This window comes from Bacteroides sp. MSSM.1001136sp1_RTP21357st2_D2_RTP21359_211015 (assembly GCF_040913205.1).
Classification (GTDB): Bacteria; Bacteroidota; Bacteroidia; order Bacteroidales; family Bacteroidaceae; genus Bacteroides; species Bacteroides ovatus.
Genome location: NZ_JBDFVF010000037.1, coordinates 14,948 through 33,660 on the forward strand (window position 1 = coordinate 14,948; position 18,713 = coordinate 33,660).

The 18,713-nt window shown below is 40.1% G+C and carries 15 protein-coding genes, 1 tRNA gene and 1 pseudogene; 15 read left to right on the forward strand and 2 right to left on the reverse strand.

Annotation, left to right across the window (positions count from 1 at the left end):
• The first annotated feature begins 34 nt into the window (after positions 1 to 34).
• Entirely contained in the window at positions 35 to 1,204 is a 1,170-nt protein-coding gene (uxuA, locus tag AB5217_RS20300; protein WP_004304108.1) for a mannonate dehydratase, read from the forward strand.
• Positions 1,205 to 1,278: 74 nt separating this feature from the next.
• Here the strand turns inward: uxuA and AB5217_RS20305 are convergent, their stop codons facing one another.
• A complete protein-coding gene (locus AB5217_RS20305) occupies positions 1,279 to 1,875 on the reverse strand; it encodes a 3'-5' exonuclease (RefSeq protein WP_004297119.1) in 597 nt (198 codons plus the stop codon).
• Positions 1,876 to 2,185: 310 nt separating this feature from the next.
• Here AB5217_RS20305 and AB5217_RS20310 point away from each other — a divergent pair.
• The 3 genes and pseudogenes from AB5217_RS20310 to AB5217_RS20320 all read left to right on the forward strand — a co-directional run.
• Positions 2,186 to 2,356 (forward strand): annotated as a pseudogene (locus AB5217_RS20310) (ammonia-forming cytochrome c nitrite reductase subunit c552); the annotation flags it as partial.
• A gap of 37 nt (positions 2,357 to 2,393) precedes the next feature.
• Complete coding sequence (locus AB5217_RS20315) at positions 2,394 to 3,218, forward strand: helix-turn-helix domain-containing protein (protein WP_004297116.1); 825 nt, start codon at positions 2,394 to 2,396, stop codon at positions 3,216 to 3,218.
• Positions 3,219 to 3,299: 81 nt separating this feature from the next.
• Complete coding sequence (locus AB5217_RS20320) at positions 3,300 to 3,716, forward strand: pyridoxamine 5'-phosphate oxidase family protein (protein WP_032847172.1); 417 nt, start codon at positions 3,300 to 3,302, stop codon at positions 3,714 to 3,716.
• Between the two features lie 67 nt (positions 3,717 to 3,783).
• Here AB5217_RS20320 and AB5217_RS20325 read toward each other — a convergent pair whose 3' ends face one another.
• Positions 3,784 to 4,059 (reverse strand): putative quinol monooxygenase, encoded by a 276-nt coding sequence (locus AB5217_RS20325; RefSeq protein ID WP_032847170.1) that lies wholly within the window; start codon positions 4,057 to 4,059, stop codon positions 3,784 to 3,786.
• 393 nt (positions 4,060 to 4,452) lie between these two features.
• Here AB5217_RS20325 and AB5217_RS20330 point away from each other — a divergent pair, with 393 nt between their 5' ends.
• The 11 genes from AB5217_RS20330 to AB5217_RS20380 all read left to right on the forward strand — a co-directional run bounded on the left by AB5217_RS20330 (position 4,453) and on the right by AB5217_RS20380 (position 18,708).
• On the forward strand, positions 4,453 to 5,292 hold the full coding sequence (locus AB5217_RS20330; RefSeq protein WP_008648640.1) for an RteC domain-containing protein: 840 nt from the start codon (positions 4,453 to 4,455) through the stop codon (positions 5,290 to 5,292).
• Positions 5,293 to 5,400: 108 nt separating this feature from the next.
• Positions 5,401 to 6,003 (forward strand): DUF1062 domain-containing protein, encoded by a 603-nt coding sequence (locus tag AB5217_RS20335; protein ID WP_032847168.1) that lies wholly within the window; start codon positions 5,401 to 5,403, stop codon positions 6,001 to 6,003.
• 85 nt (positions 6,004 to 6,088) lie between these two features.
• A complete protein-coding gene (locus AB5217_RS20340) occupies positions 6,089 to 6,790 on the forward strand; it encodes an SIMPL domain-containing protein (protein ID WP_004304099.1) in 702 nt (233 codons plus the stop codon).
• Between the two features lie 217 nt (positions 6,791 to 7,007).
• Positions 7,008 to 8,096 carry a ribosome small subunit-dependent GTPase A gene (gene rsgA / locus AB5217_RS20345; RefSeq protein ID WP_050486375.1) on the forward strand — a complete coding sequence of 363 codons (1,089 nt, stop codon included), beginning with the start codon at positions 7,008 to 7,010 and terminating at the stop codon, positions 8,094 to 8,096.
• Between the two features lie 198 nt (positions 8,097 to 8,294).
• Positions 8,295 to 8,414, forward strand: a tRNA-OTHER gene (locus AB5217_RS20350).
• Between the two features lie 213 nt (positions 8,415 to 8,627).
• Positions 8,628 to 10,874 (forward strand): hypothetical protein, encoded by a 2,247-nt coding sequence (locus AB5217_RS20355; RefSeq protein WP_070782855.1) that lies wholly within the window; start codon positions 8,628 to 8,630, stop codon positions 10,872 to 10,874.
• A gap of 269 nt (positions 10,875 to 11,143) precedes the next feature.
• The gene (locus AB5217_RS20360) at positions 11,144 to 11,761 is read left to right on the forward strand and encodes a DNA-binding protein (RefSeq protein WP_032844256.1); all 618 of its coding nucleotides are present in this window, start codon (positions 11,144 to 11,146) and stop codon (positions 11,759 to 11,761) included.
• A gap of 81 nt (positions 11,762 to 11,842) precedes the next feature.
• Positions 11,843 to 13,555, forward strand: coding sequence for an ATP-binding protein (locus AB5217_RS20365; RefSeq protein ID WP_032844255.1), 1,713 nt, complete (start codon positions 11,843 to 11,845; stop codon positions 13,553 to 13,555).
• Positions 13,556 to 13,589: 34 nt separating this feature from the next.
• Positions 13,590 to 14,165 carry an RNA polymerase sigma-70 factor gene (locus AB5217_RS20370; protein ID WP_004297104.1) on the forward strand — a complete coding sequence of 192 codons (576 nt, stop codon included), beginning with the start codon at positions 13,590 to 13,592 and terminating at the stop codon, positions 14,163 to 14,165.
• A 144-nt stretch (positions 14,166 to 14,309) separates the two neighbouring features.
• Positions 14,310 to 15,308, forward strand: a complete 999-nt coding sequence (locus AB5217_RS20375) for a FecR family protein (RefSeq protein ID WP_004304090.1) — start codon at positions 14,310 to 14,312, stop codon at positions 15,306 to 15,308.
• 145 nt (positions 15,309 to 15,453) lie between these two features.
• Positions 15,454 to 18,708: a TonB-dependent receptor gene (locus tag AB5217_RS20380; RefSeq protein ID WP_004304088.1), complete on the forward strand. Its 3,255-nt coding sequence runs from the start codon at positions 15,454 to 15,456 to the stop codon at positions 18,706 to 18,708.
• Positions 18,709 to 18,713: the final 5 nt, after the last annotated feature.

Consider the following 18,713-nt stretch of genomic DNA (forward strand, 5'->3'; position numbering starts at 1 on the left):
CATAATTAGTAACTTGTAATCAGGAAAGAATAATATGTATTTATGTGAACAAACTTGGCGCTGGTATGGTCCTAATGACCCGGTTAGCTTGTGGGATATTAAGCAGGCAGGCGCTACTGGTATAGTAAATGCTCTTCATCACATTCCAAATGGTGAAGTGTGGACAGTAGAAGAGATCATGAAGCGTAAGCAAATGATTGAAGAAGTGGGTCTGACATGGTCTGTGGTAGAAAGTGTACCTGTACACGAGCATATCAAAACACAGACGGGCGACTTTATGAAATACATCGAAAACTATAAGGAAAGTATCCGTAATCTGGCGAAGTGTGGCGTGATGGTAGTTACTTATAACTTCATGCCTGTATTGGACTGGACCCGCACAGATCTTGCCTATACAATGCCGGACGGCTCTAAAGCACTCCGCTTTGAAAAAGCAGCTTTTGTAGCTTTCGATCTTTTCATCTTGAAACGTCCGAATGCTGAAAAAGACTATACTCCGGAAGAAATAGCTAAAGCGAAAGCTCGTTTTGAGCAGATGAGCGAAGACGACAAGAAATTGTTGGTTCGTAATATGATTGCCGGACTTCCGGGTTCGGAAGAAAGTTTCACAGTAGAACAATTTCAGCAAGCATTAGATCGTTATGACGATATTGATGCAGAGAAGCTTCGTTCCAACCTGATTTTTTTCTTAAAAGAAATTGCTCCTGTTGCCGATGAAGTAGGAGTGAAACTGGTGATTCATCCGGATGATCCTCCTTATACCATCTTAGGTTTGCCTCGTATTTTGAGTACGGAAGAGGATTTCAAGAAATTGATTGAAGCCGTACCTAACGAATCTAATGGCCTCTGCTTGTGTACAGGCTCTTTCGGTGTGCGTGCCGACAATGATCTTGCAGGTATGATGGAGCGTTTTGGCGACCGTGTGAACTTCGTACACTTGCGCAGTACACAACGTGACGAGGAAGGAAACTTCTACGAAGCTAATCACTTGGAAGGAAATGTAGACATGTACAACGTAATGAAGAGCCTTATTCTTCTACAACAGCGTCGTAAATGCTCTATCGCTATGCGTCCCGACCACGGACATCAAATGATTGATGACTTGAAAAAGAAAACGAATCCGGGATATTCTTGCCTGGGCCGTCTTCGCGGCTTGGCAGAACTTCGCGGCTTGGAAATGGGTATTGCAAAATCTATCCTCTAATCGAAGTACATAGTTAGCACTTTATTATCAAACACTACGGCTATTATTGATTGAAATAATAGTTGTAGTGTTTTTCATTTGCTCTTTTTCACTGGTTGAGGAATAAGTGAAGCGAATAAATCTCCAACATGTATATCTTTATCAGCTTTCTTTGTTTTTCTTTCTTTTTTCGGTTCGGGAATAATAAGTAAAGCTATTTGTGCGCAAGCCTCTGCATCTGCCAGTGCGTGGTGGTGATTCTCTAAATGATATCCGCATCGTTCTGCTACCGTATGCAACTGATGATTGGGCAAATCTTTTCCAAAGACTTTCCTCGAAGTACGGCAAGTACAATAAAACTTATAATCAGGATAAGTCATGTCATATAATTCGTGAACCGCCCGGAGACAACCTTCATCAAAAGGACTGTTGTGCGCTACAAGTGGCAGACCGTCTATCAATGGTTTGATTTCCGCCCATACTTCCGGAAATTCGTCGGCTTCCATCGTGTCGTCGTAAGTTAAGCCATGAACAGCTGTGGTCCATTGCGTATAATAATTGGGGCGGGGACGGATCAGACGATAGATTTTATTCGTTATTTTTCCTTCCCTTACGATGACAACCCCAACACTGCATACGCTGGTACGTTTGCCGTTGGCTGTTTCAAAGTCGATAGCTGCAAAGTTTATCATCGTTTCTATTATTTTTTCGGATACAAATATAGCATAAAAAATGAGGTTGGAGAAAATATAGTAACAGGATTGGCAAATAGAAACCTTTTACTAAAAATTGAATTAAAATGGACTTTGGGGAAACATTTCCAATAAAAAACTCTTCTTTTAAAGAATTTACACTATTTTTGTTCGACATAAACCAAAGGCATGGACAAAATGGAAAATCCGGGACCATTTGCCCCCTCCTGTCCAAATCAAATTGATCCCCTGAATCCAATCTAAATTGATCCCTTTTGTCCAGCTGAAAGTGACCCCTTCAAATTGAACGTACGGATATACTGGTGATGTTCCGCTTCCGGATATCACAACGAAAGAAAAGGCGCAGCAATATATCGGTTTGGATATGGCTGCCGAAAAGGTAGGCAAAGATAAATTTCTCGAAGAGATTGTCCCTGAATGGCTTCAAAAGGCAAAGGCAAACGGACGCATCATTGATTAGAATTTATTTTCGCTATATTTGCGTACAAAATAGATCCATGTATACAGAATATCAGCCTTCTCATTTACTTGTTCCCTACATTGATAGCTATTGGGAGTTTAAGGGCAATCCGGATTATGGTATGCGCATCCATATTCTGCCGGATGGTTGTACCGATTTTATATTTACGCTGGGAGAGGTGGCTAATGCTGTTGAAGAAGGGAGTCTGATTATGCAACCCTATCGTTCCTATTTTGTAGGACCTATGACAAAATATTCGGAACTCGTCACTTATACAGAATCGATTCACATGTTTGGCGTTCGTTTTTTACCTTGTGGTTTGTCTTGCTTTACAAACCTGCCTCTACACGAATTTGTGAATAGCAGAGTCAGTACTAATGAGATGAAGGCTGTTTTTGATGACACTTTTATTGAAAAATTAGGTGAGCAGAAGCATGTCACAGATCGAATACGAGTAGTGGAAGAATATTTGCTGGCATATTTGGCGCGTCATTATCAGCCTGCCGATTCTCATGTCGCTATGGCAGTGAACATGATTAATCATTCCAAAGGAAAACGTTCAGTTCGCAGCTTGATGGATGATGTCTGTTTGTGTCAGCGTCATTTTGAGAGAAAGTTCAAGCATTATACCGGATTTACTCCTAAAGAATACAGCCGTATTGTTAAATTTAAGAATGCTGTGGAATTGTTGAGAACCACAACATCAGCCAATCTGTTGACTACGGCAGTTGATGCAGGATACTATGATTTAGCGCATTTTTCAAAAGAGATTAAGTCGATGTCCGGCAATACTCCTGCGTCTTTTCTTTCCCTAACCGTTCCGGAAGAAACCACACTTACTTATATCGAACCACAAAGATAGATTAGGTAAAAGTCGCTTTTTTACAATAGAATGGGAAGATATGCCGTTACCTTTGCAAGGTTAATAAAAAACAATCAATTTATGACCACAAAAACAATGAAAGAGAAAGCAACAGAATTGTTGCAGAGATGTGAAGTAGTTACCCTTGCTTCTGTGAATAAAGAAGGTTATCCCCGCCCTGTACCGATGAGCAAAATCCTGACAGAAGGAATTTCCACTATCTGGATGTCTACCGGAGCAGATTCACTAAAAACAATTGATTTCTTATCGAATCCGAAAGCAGGATTATGCTTTCAGGATAAAGGAGACAGCGTGGCGTTAACGGGGAAAGTGGAAGTTGTAACTGACGAAAAGATGAAGCAGGAACTTTGGCAGGATTGGTTTATCGATCATTTTCCCGGTGGTCCCACTGATCCCGGCTATGTCTTGTTGAAATTTGAATCGAATCACGCAACTTATTGGATTGAAGGAATATTTATCCATAAGAAACTCGACTAATTCTACTCGGAAAGATAGAGGAATAGCGGATTTAATGAGGCTGTTCTCGAACAGCCTCGTAATTCATTTAGAATTCAAATTTTTCCAATTTCATTTCAGCCAATTTCTGAATGATACCTACATATTGAGCGAAATGAGGAGATTTTTCGTGTGCTGCCAATACTTCGGCATTCTGCCAAGTTTCGCAAATCATGAAAACGTCAGGACGCGTGCTGCTTTCGAAAGTATCATAAGCAATGCATCCTTCTTCTTTTAAAGAACAGGCAGTCAGTTCTTTTGCCGCTTTTATTGTTTCTTCGCGGTTGGATTCGTTTACACGAACAAAAACATTTAATCTGATCATAGTCTTTTTTATTTATATAATTAAAAGAATTGCTTTCTCACAGTATCTGTGAAAAGTCGGAGGCAAAGATACTATTTTTCTATACTTCTGGTGAGTTTATTTCAAAAATTCATATAAACTTCATGTCATCCTAAAAAAACAATTATATTTGCATCTGAATTCTAAAAGCAATGATTTTGGGCACAATTCTTAAATTTGTTATAGCTTAATATTAGCCTCATAAACCACAGGCTAATTTCTTTCGTTTGAGTAGTTCTATACTTGAACAGGTTTTTCATTTTATCATTTTTATTATTCACTGCATCGTTTTTCAAAACTGATGCAATTAAGGTATTCAGGCTTTTAGTCCGGTTTATGCTAATCAGATGGGAGTGGTGGGTGCGTTGAGAATGAATGGAAAATTTCGTAAGAAATAGTAAGCTGAACATAGAAGAAGAAATAAAAAGGATTGAGCTGCAGCCGGTTGATCCTTTGGATAGAATCAGGCAGATCATTGGTGTCGTACAGGTTTCGCTGACTTCGCTGAAAACAACTGTTGTCGGATATCAGTTTCGAAGTGCTGAAGAAGAGATTCTTTTCTTTAAAGTCTCGAAACCGCAGATTTCCGGTCTGTTGATGTTTTATGTCCGTTTGTATCAGATTGAAAAGAATCGTATCGACAAATCTCTGTCATCCCAATGCAGATATCTGAAGATTGAATTGGAGAACCTGCAAAAATCATTTTTGAATAATGACTTTTATGAATATTACCGTGCCGGTCGAACAGAGCTTGATAACCGCTATTTTATTCGGGAGAATTATGATATTCTTTCTGATATACATTGTCATCTACTGGATAGAGATATTTCTTTTACCACCTTGCATGATTCGAGTGTTGCAGAAATTCTGGCGAATAATCGCTTGATAGAATATGTGTCGGAGGAAATAGAGCAGCTGACAGAGAAACTTCATCTTAAATTCACTTCCATTGTAGACAGTAAACTGTTGCAATGGACGGACAGTAAAGTTGCTTTGGTTGAGTTTATCTACGCCTTGTATGCAGGTAAATGCTTTAGTAATGGAAATACGAGTTTGAAAGACATTGCTTTTTGTTGCGAAACACTGTTTAATATCGAGATAGGTGATTTTTATCGTATATTCTTGGAAATCAGGAATAGAAAGAAAAGCAGAACCCAATTTCTGGATAAGTTGAAAGAACAGATTATAAAGATGATGGATGAGCTTGACAGATAAATTTCAGGGCGTCTTGTGACATCTTGTGAATTATACAAATGGCTATTATCCAACTTTGCGGAGAAATATAATTGATTCACAAAGAAAGATAATCGCTTTTGTATAGTTATGGAAACAACATTTACATGGGAGATAAGGGTGAAGAATTGCCCCTTATTAATTAAGAAATGCAGTCACTGTGATAGTGACCGCTTTTATTGCAGTGATAAGTTCAGGATGAATGCACAGAAGAAAAACATTGATGTCTGGCTGATTTATAGATGTGTGAAATGTGATAACACTTGTAATATGACTCTGTTGTCACGAACTAAACCCGACTTGATTGATAAAAAGCTCTTTCACAGCTTTTCTATGAATGACAGGGAAGTTGCCTGGCAATATGCCTTTTCTGCCGGAGTGGCAAGTAGGAATAATCTTCAATTAGATTATGACAGTGTTGAATATGAGGTGATAAATACCGTCTCTTTAGAAGACATCCTGAATATGAGTAGTGAGATCATAAGTATCCAAGTCAAGTGTGATTTCGACTTGAGCCTTAAATTATCCTCATTGATAAAAAGATGTCTGCCTTTTTCCAGTACCCGCTTGAAGCTGCTGTTTGAAAAAGGGTATATTTCTTTACTTTCCGGCAAAACATCTTCCAAGTGTAAGGTAAAGAATGGCGATACTATTTTGATGGATCGAAAAAGCCTGATTGATTTCTTGGGATAAAATCGGTTTTACAGTTTTTTTTAATAGCTTTGTGAAATGATAATTCGCATTCTGTAAAAGAGGTTGTACTATTAAGATTGAAGATATGAAAAAGGTATGTTTATTAGCTTTTGTTTTGTTTACTTGGAGTATCGTTGTGAATGCACAGGAAAGTGATGGACGATACGTTGAAGTGACCGGTTCTTCTGAAATAGAAGTCGTTCCGGATGAGATTCATTTTCTGGTTCAGATTAAGGAGTATTGGCAAGAAGAATACACCGGTAAATCAAAAAAAGAAGAAGATTTTCATACGAAAGTGCCATTGGCAATGATAGAGAAAGATTTGCGTAAAAGTTTGCGCAAAATAGGAATAACGGATGATGCTATCCGCACACAGGAAATAGGAGATTATTGGCGTCAGAGAGGAAAGGAGTTTCTGATAGGTAAGCAATTGGATATCCGGCTTACGGATTTTGAGCAGATTAACTCTATTATTCGTTCAGTCAATACGTGGGGAATTGAGTCCATGCGCATCGGAGAACTCAAACATAAGGATTTGCCAATGTATCGGAAACAAGGTAAGATTGAAGCACTGAAGGCTGCCCGTGAGAAAGCATCTTATCTGGTGGAAGCGATGGGGCAGCAGTTGGGTGAAGTGATTCGTATCATCGAACCTGCCGATAATAACATAAGCCGTTATCTTCCTTTCGAAGCGCAGAGCAATGTAAGCATGGGTGCGGCAGCTACCGAGCAGTACCGGGTTATCAAGCTACGGTATGAAATGACGGCTCGTTTTGCCATTAAATAAAAATAGTCTATCTTTGTCGCATGACAAGAAATAATAAATCGGATTTGGTTTAGTAAACAATCTGTGTTTCTGATACAGATTGTCCTTTCGTTTGCTCTCGGATGATTCCTTCCGGGAGTACTCTTTATGTCTTTATAATTTCAATTTTTAACTTGCGTACAAGGGTGCTAAAAGTATCGTGGTGCTTTGTAACGTGTACGCTGTATACATTAAGATCATGAATAACGAAAATCAAACAATTCACAAATTCGACTTTAATTTAAACTGGTATGGCTGGAATGATAAACTAAGCCAACTAAAACAAGAATCACTCTACAGCACTCTTCCTCATGGACGTATATCCATAGTACATCGTACCTGCTACGAGGTCGTTTCCGAAAACGGATTGTTTCAGTGTGAACTCACGGGAAACATGATGTATGGGAAATCTGATGCTGAATTACCCTGTACGGGTGATTGGGTGCTTTTTCAACCATTTGATGAGAATAAAGGGATTATTGTCGATATGCTACCTCGTGAGCGGACATTGTATCGCAAGAAAAGCGGTACAGTTGCCGATAAGCAGGCCATTGCTTCTTACGTCGATAAAGCATTTATTGTGCAGAGCCTTGACGATAATTTCAATGTCCGCAGAGTAGAACGTTTTATGGTTCAGGTATTAGAAGAAAACATCAAGCCTGTATTGGTACTTAATAAATCCGATTTAGATTTTGACAGGCAGAGTGTTGAAGAACAAATAAATCATATCTCCAATCAGATACCCGTATTTTTTACGAGCATTCATCAACCCCAAACGATTCTCCGGTTGCGGGAATCCATATCAGAGGGAGAAACTGTTGTGTTTGTCGGTTCTTCGGGTGTCGGGAAAAGTTCTCTGGTAAATGCACTCTGTGAAAAATCTGTGTTGCTTACCTCCGATATAAGCCTGTCCACAGGAAAAGGCCGGCATACATCAACCCGTCGGGAAATGGTATTGATGAATGATTCGGGTGTTTTAATCGATACTCCGGGTGTGCGTGAATTTGGCTTGGTTATCGACAATCCAGACTCACTGGCCGAAGTACTTGAAATCTCTGACTATGCAGAATCGTGCCGTTTCAAAGATTGCAAGCATATCAACGAACCGGGTTGTGCTGTTTTAGAAGCAGTCAATAGCGGTGTGTTAGATTATAAAGTTTATGCAAGCTATCTGAAACTTCGCCGGGAAGCGTGGCACTTTTCAGCTTCCGAACATGAGAAACGTAAAAAGGAGAAGTCCTTTACAAAACTTGTAGAAGAAGTAAAGAATCGTAAGGCAAATCGCTGATTTCTATTTAAACGATGCAGGTATTGGAATTTATTTTTTTCTTTAAAAGAGCAAAAAAGTTTTAGTTGCGCAAAAAGGCTGCGCACCACTGCATCTATCTTTGTCGAAGAAACAAGAAAACAGGTCAAGTACGGGTTACTTCCATACATCCTGTTAAGATATTGACTCATACGATTATCAGTTTTCCTGTTTCGTAAAGGGGCAGTAGCTCAGTGGGTAGAGCATCATACATAATCTTGAGATTATCCTGATGAAAAAGGTCAATTAAGATTTACTTCTATCCTGTGACGGTCGTCGGTTCGACTCCGGCCTGCTCCACAAAAAATAAATATAGAGGTAGGACAGCAGCTTCGGGATTATCTGAAATGAGGTCAACCGGGGCTTACTTCTTAACGGTGGATAACGCTGGTTCGAATCCGGCCTGTTCTACCTCTTTTTATCAACTAAGGTCAAGGAAGACTTACTTCAAAACCGCAGGAATGCTCCATTGATTCACAGTCTTCCGATTACCTTACTTAAAAAAACAAAGTTATGAATAAAGATTTGTTGAAAGTGTCTATCAGGCAGAATGCAATCTATTTGCCTTTGATAGAAGAAGAGAAAAAGCAGGAAGAGTTGACTTCGACTACCATTGCATTGGTAGCCCAACTCCGTAAAGTAGGATATAGCTTGTCCGAAGAACTGCTGCATGCCATTAATCAGTTATATCCGGCTCAACAGATGATGATTCTTCAGGTGATGAAAGAAGCGTTGGGCGTGACGCTAAACTGGTCTCCATTGGTGAAAGGGTGGGATGTACCTACCGGAGAAACGCGCTTGGATCATCTGGTTACATGGATCGCTAACCTGTTTAATAGCCAGAAAGGCGTTAAACTACCTTGCGGACACGTGATCCCTGATAATACATTCCCTATGGAACGATACAATGGTTGTCCGTTCTGCGGAACCCCGTTCCAAACGGCTACTACGGAATATTTCGGACAGGGAAGTAAACTGAAAGTGCTGGAACTTTGGCAGGACAAGGAGTTGAATGCTTTTTTCTGTGACTTGCTTGAATCGCGCACGGCTCTTGATGCCACACAAGCGGATAGCTTGAAAATAATGCTTGGCGAACTTCCGTTACCGGCAGTCGGAATCAAAATGAAGGAGACATTGATGTTGGTGATAGATACATTGGTGGAACAGGATAGAGCGCAGGAAGCGCAAATCTATTTCTCTACTCCGAATGATATATTGCGTTATCTGTGGTATAAGAAAACCGGATTCCTGCAAATCATAGAGCCTAAGACTATTATCCGTAAAACAGGTAGAAACAACACACATATATGTGGAGTTTTGGATAAAAGTCGTTCGGCAGCTCAAGCGAAGCGTGAGGAGTTGAAGTTGAAATATACGCGTCGTGAATGTAAAATGGTAGCTCTTTGGTTGAACAACCTGACAATGGCTCCGGAGAAGGCTTGCGAAATCATGCATCCGAAAAGAGAGATGTGGGTACGTATGATACGTGCGTTGCGTCTGGCGGAATATGCCCGTAAGCCGGAATTCGGAAATTTGAAGGAATTGATGGATATATTCTACCGCGAGGCATATACCGTTTGGCAGGGAGAAGTGGAGCGCAACCGTTTGAAGGCGGATGCGGAACAGACATTTGCTTTGTTAAAGCAGCGACCGGGTATGTTTGCACGTTCTTTATTTGCGAATATGCTTTGGTTCGGAGCGGAAGAGACGTTGGCTGTATTTAAAGAAGTGGTTCATTTGTTGCCAGCACGTTTGGTCGTTACTTTGGGTATGTATGCGGAGAGCTACTTTGAACCGGGACGTAAGAGAATGGTGAAACCTTTAGGGGGGAATGCTCTTTTGATAGAACCACATTATTTGGTGGGGCTGTATATGGAGGATCAGCTAAAAGCGATGGTGAAGGATGTACAGGATTTGTGTAAGGAAGTCGTAGCTGCCCGTTTCGCCAGTGCAACTGTCGAAAGTGAAAACAAAAGTATGTATATTGACCCTATGTTGTTCCATATCCCGTTGGCTATCGGCGATCGTAGCGAAACAATTCAGGATACTTCCTGTGCTTTGCAGGGAACGCGTTTCCCGGTAGAGGGAGATAAAGTGCGATTGTTTATGCAGTGGGGAAAAGGGCTTCCGGCACAGCATCTTGATATGGACTTGAGTTGTCATATCACTTTGCCTTCCACAACAGAAGTTTGTTCCTTCTTCAACTTGCAAGCTATTGGCGCTAAACATAGCGGGGATATCCGAAGTATTCCTAATAAGAAAGGTACTGCCGAATATATCGAGCTGGATTTGAATGAACTGAACCGTGTAGGTGCGGAATATGTCGCTTTCACTTGCAATGCATATAGCAACGGGACTATCTCTCCTAATCTGGTGGTAGGTTGGATGAACTCTGCCTATCCAATGAAGATATCGGAAAGAACAGGAGTAGCTTACGATCCTTCTTGCGTGCAACATCAGGTACGTATTTCCCAAAGTTTGCAGAAAGGGCTTGTTTTCGGAGTTCTGAAAGTGAAAGAACGGGAAATTGTTTGGCTGGAAATACCTTTTGGTGGACAGACGATTCTTTCTTTGGATACACAGACCATCGAAAAGTATCTGGATAAGCTGGAAGCGAAAACAACTGTTGGTGAACTGTTAGCTGTCAAAGCACAGGCGCAGGGATTGAAGTTAGTTGATATTCCGGAAGCGGACGAGATATATACCCGTGAATGGGCATTGAATACTGCCGCTGTGACTAAATTACTGTTGGGTGATTAAATTCTTGGGAGGAATTGTCTTTTTCCTCCTAAGATTTAAAGGTCGCATCGCATAAAGTTATACCTTTGTATGCGATAGATTAATCGTCTGACAGCTGTTGAACTTTCGTCTGACAACTGTTATCTTTCCGTCTGACAACTGTCAGACGAAAAAGATACAGCTGTCAGACGATTATTTTTATATGAACTGAAGATTAAAGTTCAATGAACAGGCGATTAAATATACGTAGTGAAAGTAATAAATGTATGAACTAATAAAAAGATATACTTATGAGTGCTCAATATGATTTGTATGAAACACCGGATCCTGATTGTACCGGAGAACAAAAGCCTTTGCATGCCCGTATCGTTCCAAATGGAACTTACTCGAAAAAAGAATTCCTGGAACGTGTATCTCGTTCTTCCCAGACTTTTAACTATAACGTGATAGATGCGGTGGTAGGAGTTGTATTGGATGAACTAGCCGAAACGTTAGCAGAGGGATATATCGTAGAACTTGGCGAACTCGGGCATTTTAGCATCTCTTTGAAATGTACGCATAAAGTAATGACTAAACGGGAGATTCGTGCCGAATCAATCTGTTTTGATAACGTGCATTTGCGTACTTCCAAAGAGTTCAAAAGGAAGATTAAGCGTGAGATAGAGTTGGAACGTGTGGACAAATCCAAACACTCTTCTCAAAAAGTGGAATTTTCTATGGAGCAACGCCAACAGCTTTTACAGGAATTTCTAAGGAAAAATGGTGGTATTACCCGATTGGAATATAGTAGCCTGACCGGACTTTCCCGACTGAAAGCAATAGATGATTTGAATACTTTCATTGAGAAAGGGATTCTTCGTAAACGTGGAACTGGAAGAACCGTGTTTTATGTTTGGCAACAAGAGTAATAACAATCAATTCAAAGATTTCTTCTTGTTATTGCTAACAATTTTGTACCTTTGTTTGTCTATAGAAAAAACAGTAGGATTATGGCAAGTATAACAATTCCTTATGCAGTAGCAGATTTCATAGAAATGCGTGAACGTGGTTTCTATTACGTAGATAAGACCCAATATATAGCTAAGCTTGAAGATTATAAGGCTCCTGTATTTCTGCGTCCCCGTCGCTTTGGGAAGAGTTTGTTAGTCTCTACTCTAGCTTGCTATTATGACCGTACGAAAGCGCATCGGTTTGAAGAATTGTTTGGTGACACGTGGATTGGAAACCATCCGACAAAAGAACATAACCGTTATATGATAATTCGTTATGACTTCTCCGCAATGGTAATGTCAGACCATATTCAAGGGCTGGCACAGAATTTTAATGACCTGAATTGCGGTCCGGTAGAAGTAATGGTAGCACATAATCGTGATTTGTTTGGTGATTTTGAATTTAGCAATCGTGGCGATGCATCTAAAATGCTGGAAGAAGTGCTTACTTACGCCCGCTCTCACGAATTGCCTAAAGTCTATATTTTGATTGATGAATATGATAATTTCACCAATCAATTACTTACTGCCTATAATGATCCACTCTATGAAGAAGTTACTACTAATGACAGCTTTCTGCGTACTTTTTTTAAAGTAATTAAAAAAGGTATTGGTGAAGGTAGTATCCGTACTTGTTTTTGTACAGGTGTGCTGCCTGTCACTATGGATGATTTGACTAGTGGATATAATATTGCAGAGATATTGACTCTTGAGCCTAATTTCCTGAATATGCTTGGGTTTACATACGAAGAAACTGAAACATATCTACGTTATGTGCTTGATAAGTATTCTACAGGACAGGATCGCTTTGACGAAATATGGCAACTAATAGTGAGTAACTATGATGGTTATCGTTTCCGTCCGAATGGAGATCGGTTATTCAATGCCACTATCCTTACTTACTTCTTCAAGAAATTTGCAGCCAATGCCGGTAGTATTCCGGACGAATTGGTAGATGAAAATCTACGTACTGACATTCATTGGATTCGTCGGTTGACTCTTTCGCTGGATAATGCGAAAACGATGTTGGATGCATTGGTAATTGACGATGAATTGCCTTATAATGTGGCTGATCTTGCTAGTAAGTTTAATAAGAAAAAGTTTTTTGATAAAGAGTTTTATCCCATTAGTTTGTTTTATTTGGGAATGACGACGTTGAAGGATAAATTTGTAACCACATTGCCTAATATGACGATGCGTAGTGTATACATGGACTACTATAATCAACTGAACAAAATAGAAGGCAATGCACAACGTTATGTTCCTGTGTATCGGCACTATGATTCCAATCGAAGCTTAGAACCACTCGTTCAGAATTATTTCGAACAATATTTGGGACAATTTCCAGCACAAGTTTTTGATAAGATCAATGAAAACTTTATCCGGTGTTCTTTCTACGAACTGGTATCGCGTTATTTAAGTAGTTGTTATACCTTTGCCATCGAACAGAATAATTCAGTAGGCCGATCAGACTTTGAAATGACCGGTATTCCCGGTACAGATTACTATACGGATGATCGTGTGGTCGAATTTAAATATTATCGTATGAAAGAAGCTGAAAAGATGCTTGCGCTTTCCGAGCCTCTTCCCGAGCACGTGGAACAGGTGAAAAGATACGGTGAAGACACTAAGAAAAAGTTTCCTAATTATAATGTACGGACATATGTGGTGTACATTTGTGCTAATAAGGGATGGAAATGTTGGGAAGTATGAGACAATAAAATCTGCAATATTGCACTAACTGTTTATGAAAAATGAGAGTCATATTATCTCTCGAATGATTTCCGGAGATATAAATGCTTTTAAACTTCTTTTCGATCGTTACTATTCTCAAGTGCGTTTCTTCACATTGGGGATAGTGAAAGATTCTTTTGTTGCCGATGATATAGCTCAAAATGTATTTATCAAGGTCTGGACAAAAAGAGAATTGATTGATTGCGAACGGAAGTTTAATAACTATTTGTATTCCATCACAAAGAATGAGATAACAGATTATTTCCGTTCCTTAGTCATTTCAGAACCTTTGGAAAGCATTTCATATCTGAAGGATAGCGATCATACAGATGAAATGATAGAAAGTGTTTATGATCTGTCACATATTAAAGAACTGGTGATGAAAGAAGTGGATAATATGCCTCCGCAGCGTCGTGCAGTGTTTGTCATGAGTCGTTTGCAAGGATTGTCTAATGATGAGATAGCCTCTAAACTAGGAATATCCAAACGCACGGTAGAACGCCATCTGAATATAGCGTTGCATATACTTCGTGAAAAACTGGGAGGATTTCTTTATTGGATTGCTGTTTTGTTCATTCTTTCTCTCTGATTTTAATTTTTCCGCTCTGCCATACTACTTTTTGTTACACCTCTATTCCCAATTAATAGTTTATAAATGTTAAAGTCGAAAAAGCATTGGGTGTACTTTTTCTAGCTTCCGTATATCAGATATAACCAGATAATACGAAGAAAAATGAAACTCTTACCTCCCGGAATATTGAAAGACTATTTCTATAACTTGAAGAAGGATATCACTTCAAGTGCGTTTGGACGATGGTTCATAGAGAATGAGTCTAAACCGGAATTCGATCAGGAATTGCAAGAAATTTGGAAAGAATCGTCTCAAGTAGCCTGTGACCGCGAAATGACCTCTTCTGCATTTGTGAAGGTCTGTGAAGCTATTGGCGGAGTAGCTCCGTCTCCTCAAAAGAGTACATTCACGAGAACAATACATTATCTGATACGTGTTGCAGCTATTCTGTTTATTCCTTTATTGGGAGCTACTCTTTATCTATATCTGGATAACAAGGAATCACAAGTCAACTGGATAGAAGTCTATGCCGAATATGGGCAAAAGAAAGAAGTTATTTTGCCCGACCAGAGTAAAGTCTGGCTGAATTCCGGTACACATATTATCTATCCCGAACGGTTTACCCAAGTTCGCCAGATATTTGTTAGCGGAGAAACCTTTCTGGAAGTGACAAAAGATCCGGAACGTCCTTTTATTGTAGATACAAAAGATTTAAGCATCAAAGTGCATGGAACAAGATTTAATGTACGTTCTTATACGGAAGATAAAGGCACGGAAGCCACACTGCTTGAAGGAAGTATTTCTTTGTTGGTGAAGGGAGATTTAAATCAGCATGATATTTTCCTTGTTCCGGGTGAGAAAGCCATACTGGATAAAAAACAAGTTAAACTTGAAAAGTTTGACGTCGATGGGTATCAATCCTGGCGAAACGGACAGTATACATTCAGAGACAAGACACTGCAAGAGATTATAACGGAACTTCAACGTCTGTTCAATGTTCAGATTGTGATAAGGGATAAAGCGCTACTCAAAGAAATTTTCTTTGTCACATTTGCCCAGGGACTTTCTTTGGATGAGATGCTCGAAGCATTGAATATAGACAATGAATTATGTATCAAGCGAGATCAGGATATTATTGAAATTTCAAGAAAGACGAGATAGACAACCCAGTTATTAACCTTAAAATACATGTGCGGAATGGATGGATAAACAAATAAAAAAATAAACGAGAAAGTGGTTGCGACACTTTCCCGTTTTGGAAATCAGTTAACAAAATTAATTATTAACTTAGATCATTGCCAAAGGTATGAAATATCATGAAAAACCGGCTCATTTTAGAGAGCTATTTAGCAATCTTTTACCAATTCTATTGGCGCTATTTATCTGGACGAATCCGGTATTGGCGCAGAATAATGGAGAACTTATCACGCTTAGTCTCAAAAATAAGACAATTGGTGAGGCGTTGGAAACAATCAATAAGCGATACAACTACACGTTTGTTCTTCGAACACCGGATATTGATACAAAAAGAAAAGTTTCAATAGACGCCAAACAACAAAAGATCGAAGATGTACTGAATAATCTGTTTCGGGGGCAGGATGTCTCTTTCGATATCAATAACAAAACTGTCCGTATCTCCAAGAATGTCAGGCAGAAAGACGCAGAATCTACACAGGGGGCTACTGCCAGAAACGTGACAGGACAAGTTACGGATAGTTCCGGCGAACCGATGATAGGTGTCAGTGTGATGGTGAAAGGAAGTAATAATGGAGTGGTGACCAATATGGATGGTAAGTACGAAATCAAAATCGATCATCCTAATCAAGTACTTCAATACTCTTTTCTCGGTTATCTGTCCCAGGAAAAAAGAATCGGAGACAACCGGATGCTGAATGTAACTTTAGAGGAAGATGTGAAAAAACTGGATGAAGTGGTTGTAGTAGGCTATAGCGTACAGAAGAAGAAAGATATAACGGGAGCTGTATCCACTGTTCTGGCAAAAGATATAGAAAATATTCCCGTGAATGATTTCGGGTCGGCACTTGCCGGACGTTCTGCGGGAGTACAAGTTATCACCCCTTCGGGGAAGCCGAATGAGGGTTTCTCTATCCGTGTCCGGGGAGCTACGTCTATCAATGCAGGAAACGAACCTTTGTATGTGGTGGATGGAGTGCCGACCAGTGACACAAAAACGATCAACCCTTCCGAAATAGAAAGCATTACGGTATTGAAAGACGCTTCTTCTGCTGCAATCTACGGAAATGCAGGTGCGAATGGGGTAGTACTGATTACCACCAAAAGAGGCCGGAAAGGTGAAGCGCAAATTGAGTTGAATGCCTACTATGGTTTTTCGGAACGTGCCAAGAGAATAGATGTTTTGAATAAAGATGAATATCAGGATTTACTTTCCGATTTGGGGTATCCGGCCATGGATACCTCCGTGTATAATGCCAATATCGACTGGCAGGATGAAATGTTTCGCAATGCGGCCATGCAGAATTATCAGTTATCCATTTCCGGTGGAAACGAAAAATCCCTTTATTACATTTCAGCCGGATTTATCAAACAGGATGGTATTGTAAAACCATCTTCATTTGAACGTATGAATTTTAAGATCAATCTGGAACAGGAATTGAAAAAATGGGTAAAGATCGGAACGAACCTAAGTTACAGTAAGATCAATGATGTCGATGTTTCGGATGGAAATTCCGAGACCGTTATTCTGCAAGCCATCACCACTCCATCTGTGGTAGGTAAATATAATGCGGACGGAACATTTCCTACGCTACCGTTTTTGTCTTCTTTGGAGAATCCTTTAAGTGCGGTAGAGTCATATACTCGTGATTATGTATATCATAAATTGTTGGGTAACCTCTATGCGGAGATTTCTTTTACTCCGGATCTGAAGTTAAAAACAAGCATGGGCATCGAAATGGGTGCTTCCCGGTACAAAGAATTTCTGGACCCGTTCAGTTCAGCTTGGGGACGTAACCAGCAGGGACAAGCGAGTTATAACACTTCGTTAAATTACAAATGGATCAACGAAGAAATTCTGACTTATACTAAGAAGATAGGAGATCACAGTTTCTCGGCTTTGGCGGGGTTTGTGGCTTCCCGCTATGTGGGAGAATCGGCAAACAGTTCTATACGTGGATTCTCTGATAATAAAATACATTCTATGAACGCCGGAACTGTATTAAACAAGCCAAGTGAAGATTATGGTGCATCTACCAATGCTTCTGTATTGGGGAGAGTGACCTATGACTACCAGAATAAGTACCTCGCCACTGTCAATTTCCGTGCTGACGGTTCTTCCAAGTTTGGCGTGAACAACCGTTGGGGGTATTTCCCTTCTTTCTCTTTGGGATGGAGACTGACTGGGGAGGAATTTATGAAACCATTGGATTGGTTGAGTGATTTGAAACTGCGTGTCGGCTGGGGACAGGTTGGTAATGACCAGGTGGGTTATTATAGTTCTTATGGGATTTATGGAATCGGAGCCAATTATAATATGGATGGCGTTATTTTACCAGGATATTATCAGAGCCAGATAGGGAATGATAAGTTGCGTTGGGAGAGAACTACCCAGACCAATGTGGGACTCGACTTCTCTTTCCTTAATGGAAGAATGACGTTGACTGCCGATGCATACTATAAGAAAACAACCGATTTGCTGTTAATGGTAAAGCTGCCTCAAACTTCCGGATTCGATTCGGGTATGCAAAATGTAGGTAGCGTGGTAAATAAAGGATTGGAGTTCCAACTGACCACGCGTAATCTGACCGGAGAACTAAAATGGACAACAGATTTTAATATCTCCACTAATAAGAATGAGGTGACAGATATGGCAGGAAGTCCTGCTATCTTTACCGGATCACTTGATAAGAAAATCTCCGGAAATGTGTCTATCATTCAGAAAGGACAGGCTTTAGGTTCTTTTTATGGTTTTCAGGCAGCAGGAGTAAACCCGCAAAACGGACGTATGATGTACGAAAAGGCTAACGGAATGTTAGTGTATGAAGAAGATTTGAGCGCAGATGAAGACCGCCGGATCTTGGGTTGTGCACAGCCGAAATTTTTGTATGGCATCAACAATGTCTTTTCATATAAGAATTTTGACCTGTCTTTCTTCTTTCAGGGTTCATACGGGAATGATATTTATAATGCCACCCGTATGTTTACCGAAGGAATGTTCGACTCCCGCAACCAGTCCGACCGTGTCCTGATGCGTTGGCGTAATCCGGGAGACTACACTACTGTGCCCCGTGCGGAGAAAGATAAATACCCGGCTATTTCTTCCCGTTTTGTAGAAGACGGATCTTACTTTAAACTGAAAAATGTGAAACTGTCATATACTTTGCCGCGTCCGCTGACCCGGAAGGCTTTGATGGACAGAGTGACGGTCTATATATCAGGGGATAACCTGGTGACTTTTACCAATTACAGAGGTTATGACCCGGAAGTGAATATCGGTGGAGGCAGTTCTTCGGCTATGGGAATCGACCAGGGTGTCTTCCCCCATGCAAGAACTTATATTCTGGGAGCTACTATTGTATTTTGAGCATT

What these genes read in the sequence shown, in the direction of transcription:
- uxuA (WP_004304108.1), top strand. Translation starts at nt 35, where the DNA reads ATGTATTTATGTGAACAAACTTGGCGCTGGTATGGTCCTAATGACCCG.
- AB5217_RS20305 (WP_004297119.1), bottom strand. Translation starts at nt 1,875, where the DNA reads ATGATAAACTTTGCAGCTATCGACTTTGAAACAGCCAACGGCAAACGT.
- AB5217_RS20315 (WP_004297116.1), top strand. Translation starts at nt 2,394, where the DNA reads ATGTATACAGAATATCAGCCTTCTCATTTACTTGTTCCCTACATTGAT.
- AB5217_RS20320 (WP_032847172.1), top strand. Translation starts at nt 3,300, where the DNA reads ATGACCACAAAAACAATGAAAGAGAAAGCAACAGAATTGTTGCAGAGA.
- AB5217_RS20325 (WP_032847170.1), bottom strand. Translation starts at nt 4,059, where the DNA reads ATGATCAGATTAAATGTTTTTGTTCGTGTAAACGAATCCAACCGCGAA.
- AB5217_RS20330 (WP_008648640.1), top strand. Translation starts at nt 4,453, where the DNA reads ATGGAAAATTTCGTAAGAAATAGTAAGCTGAACATAGAAGAAGAAATA.
- AB5217_RS20335 (WP_032847168.1), top strand. Translation starts at nt 5,401, where the DNA reads ATGGAAACAACATTTACATGGGAGATAAGGGTGAAGAATTGCCCCTTA.
- AB5217_RS20340 (WP_004304099.1), top strand. Translation starts at nt 6,089, where the DNA reads ATGAAAAAGGTATGTTTATTAGCTTTTGTTTTGTTTACTTGGAGTATC.
- rsgA (WP_050486375.1), top strand. Translation starts at nt 7,008, where the DNA reads ATGAATAACGAAAATCAAACAATTCACAAATTCGACTTTAATTTAAAC.
- AB5217_RS20355 (WP_070782855.1), top strand. Translation starts at nt 8,628, where the DNA reads ATGAATAAAGATTTGTTGAAAGTGTCTATCAGGCAGAATGCAATCTAT.
- AB5217_RS20360 (WP_032844256.1), top strand. Translation starts at nt 11,144, where the DNA reads ATGAGTGCTCAATATGATTTGTATGAAACACCGGATCCTGATTGTACC.
- AB5217_RS20365 (WP_032844255.1), top strand. Translation starts at nt 11,843, where the DNA reads ATGGCAAGTATAACAATTCCTTATGCAGTAGCAGATTTCATAGAAATG.
- AB5217_RS20370 (WP_004297104.1), top strand. Translation starts at nt 13,590, where the DNA reads ATGAAAAATGAGAGTCATATTATCTCTCGAATGATTTCCGGAGATATA.
- AB5217_RS20375 (WP_004304090.1), top strand. Translation starts at nt 14,310, where the DNA reads ATGAAACTCTTACCTCCCGGAATATTGAAAGACTATTTCTATAACTTG.
- AB5217_RS20380 (WP_004304088.1), top strand. Translation starts at nt 15,454, where the DNA reads ATGAAATATCATGAAAAACCGGCTCATTTTAGAGAGCTATTTAGCAAT.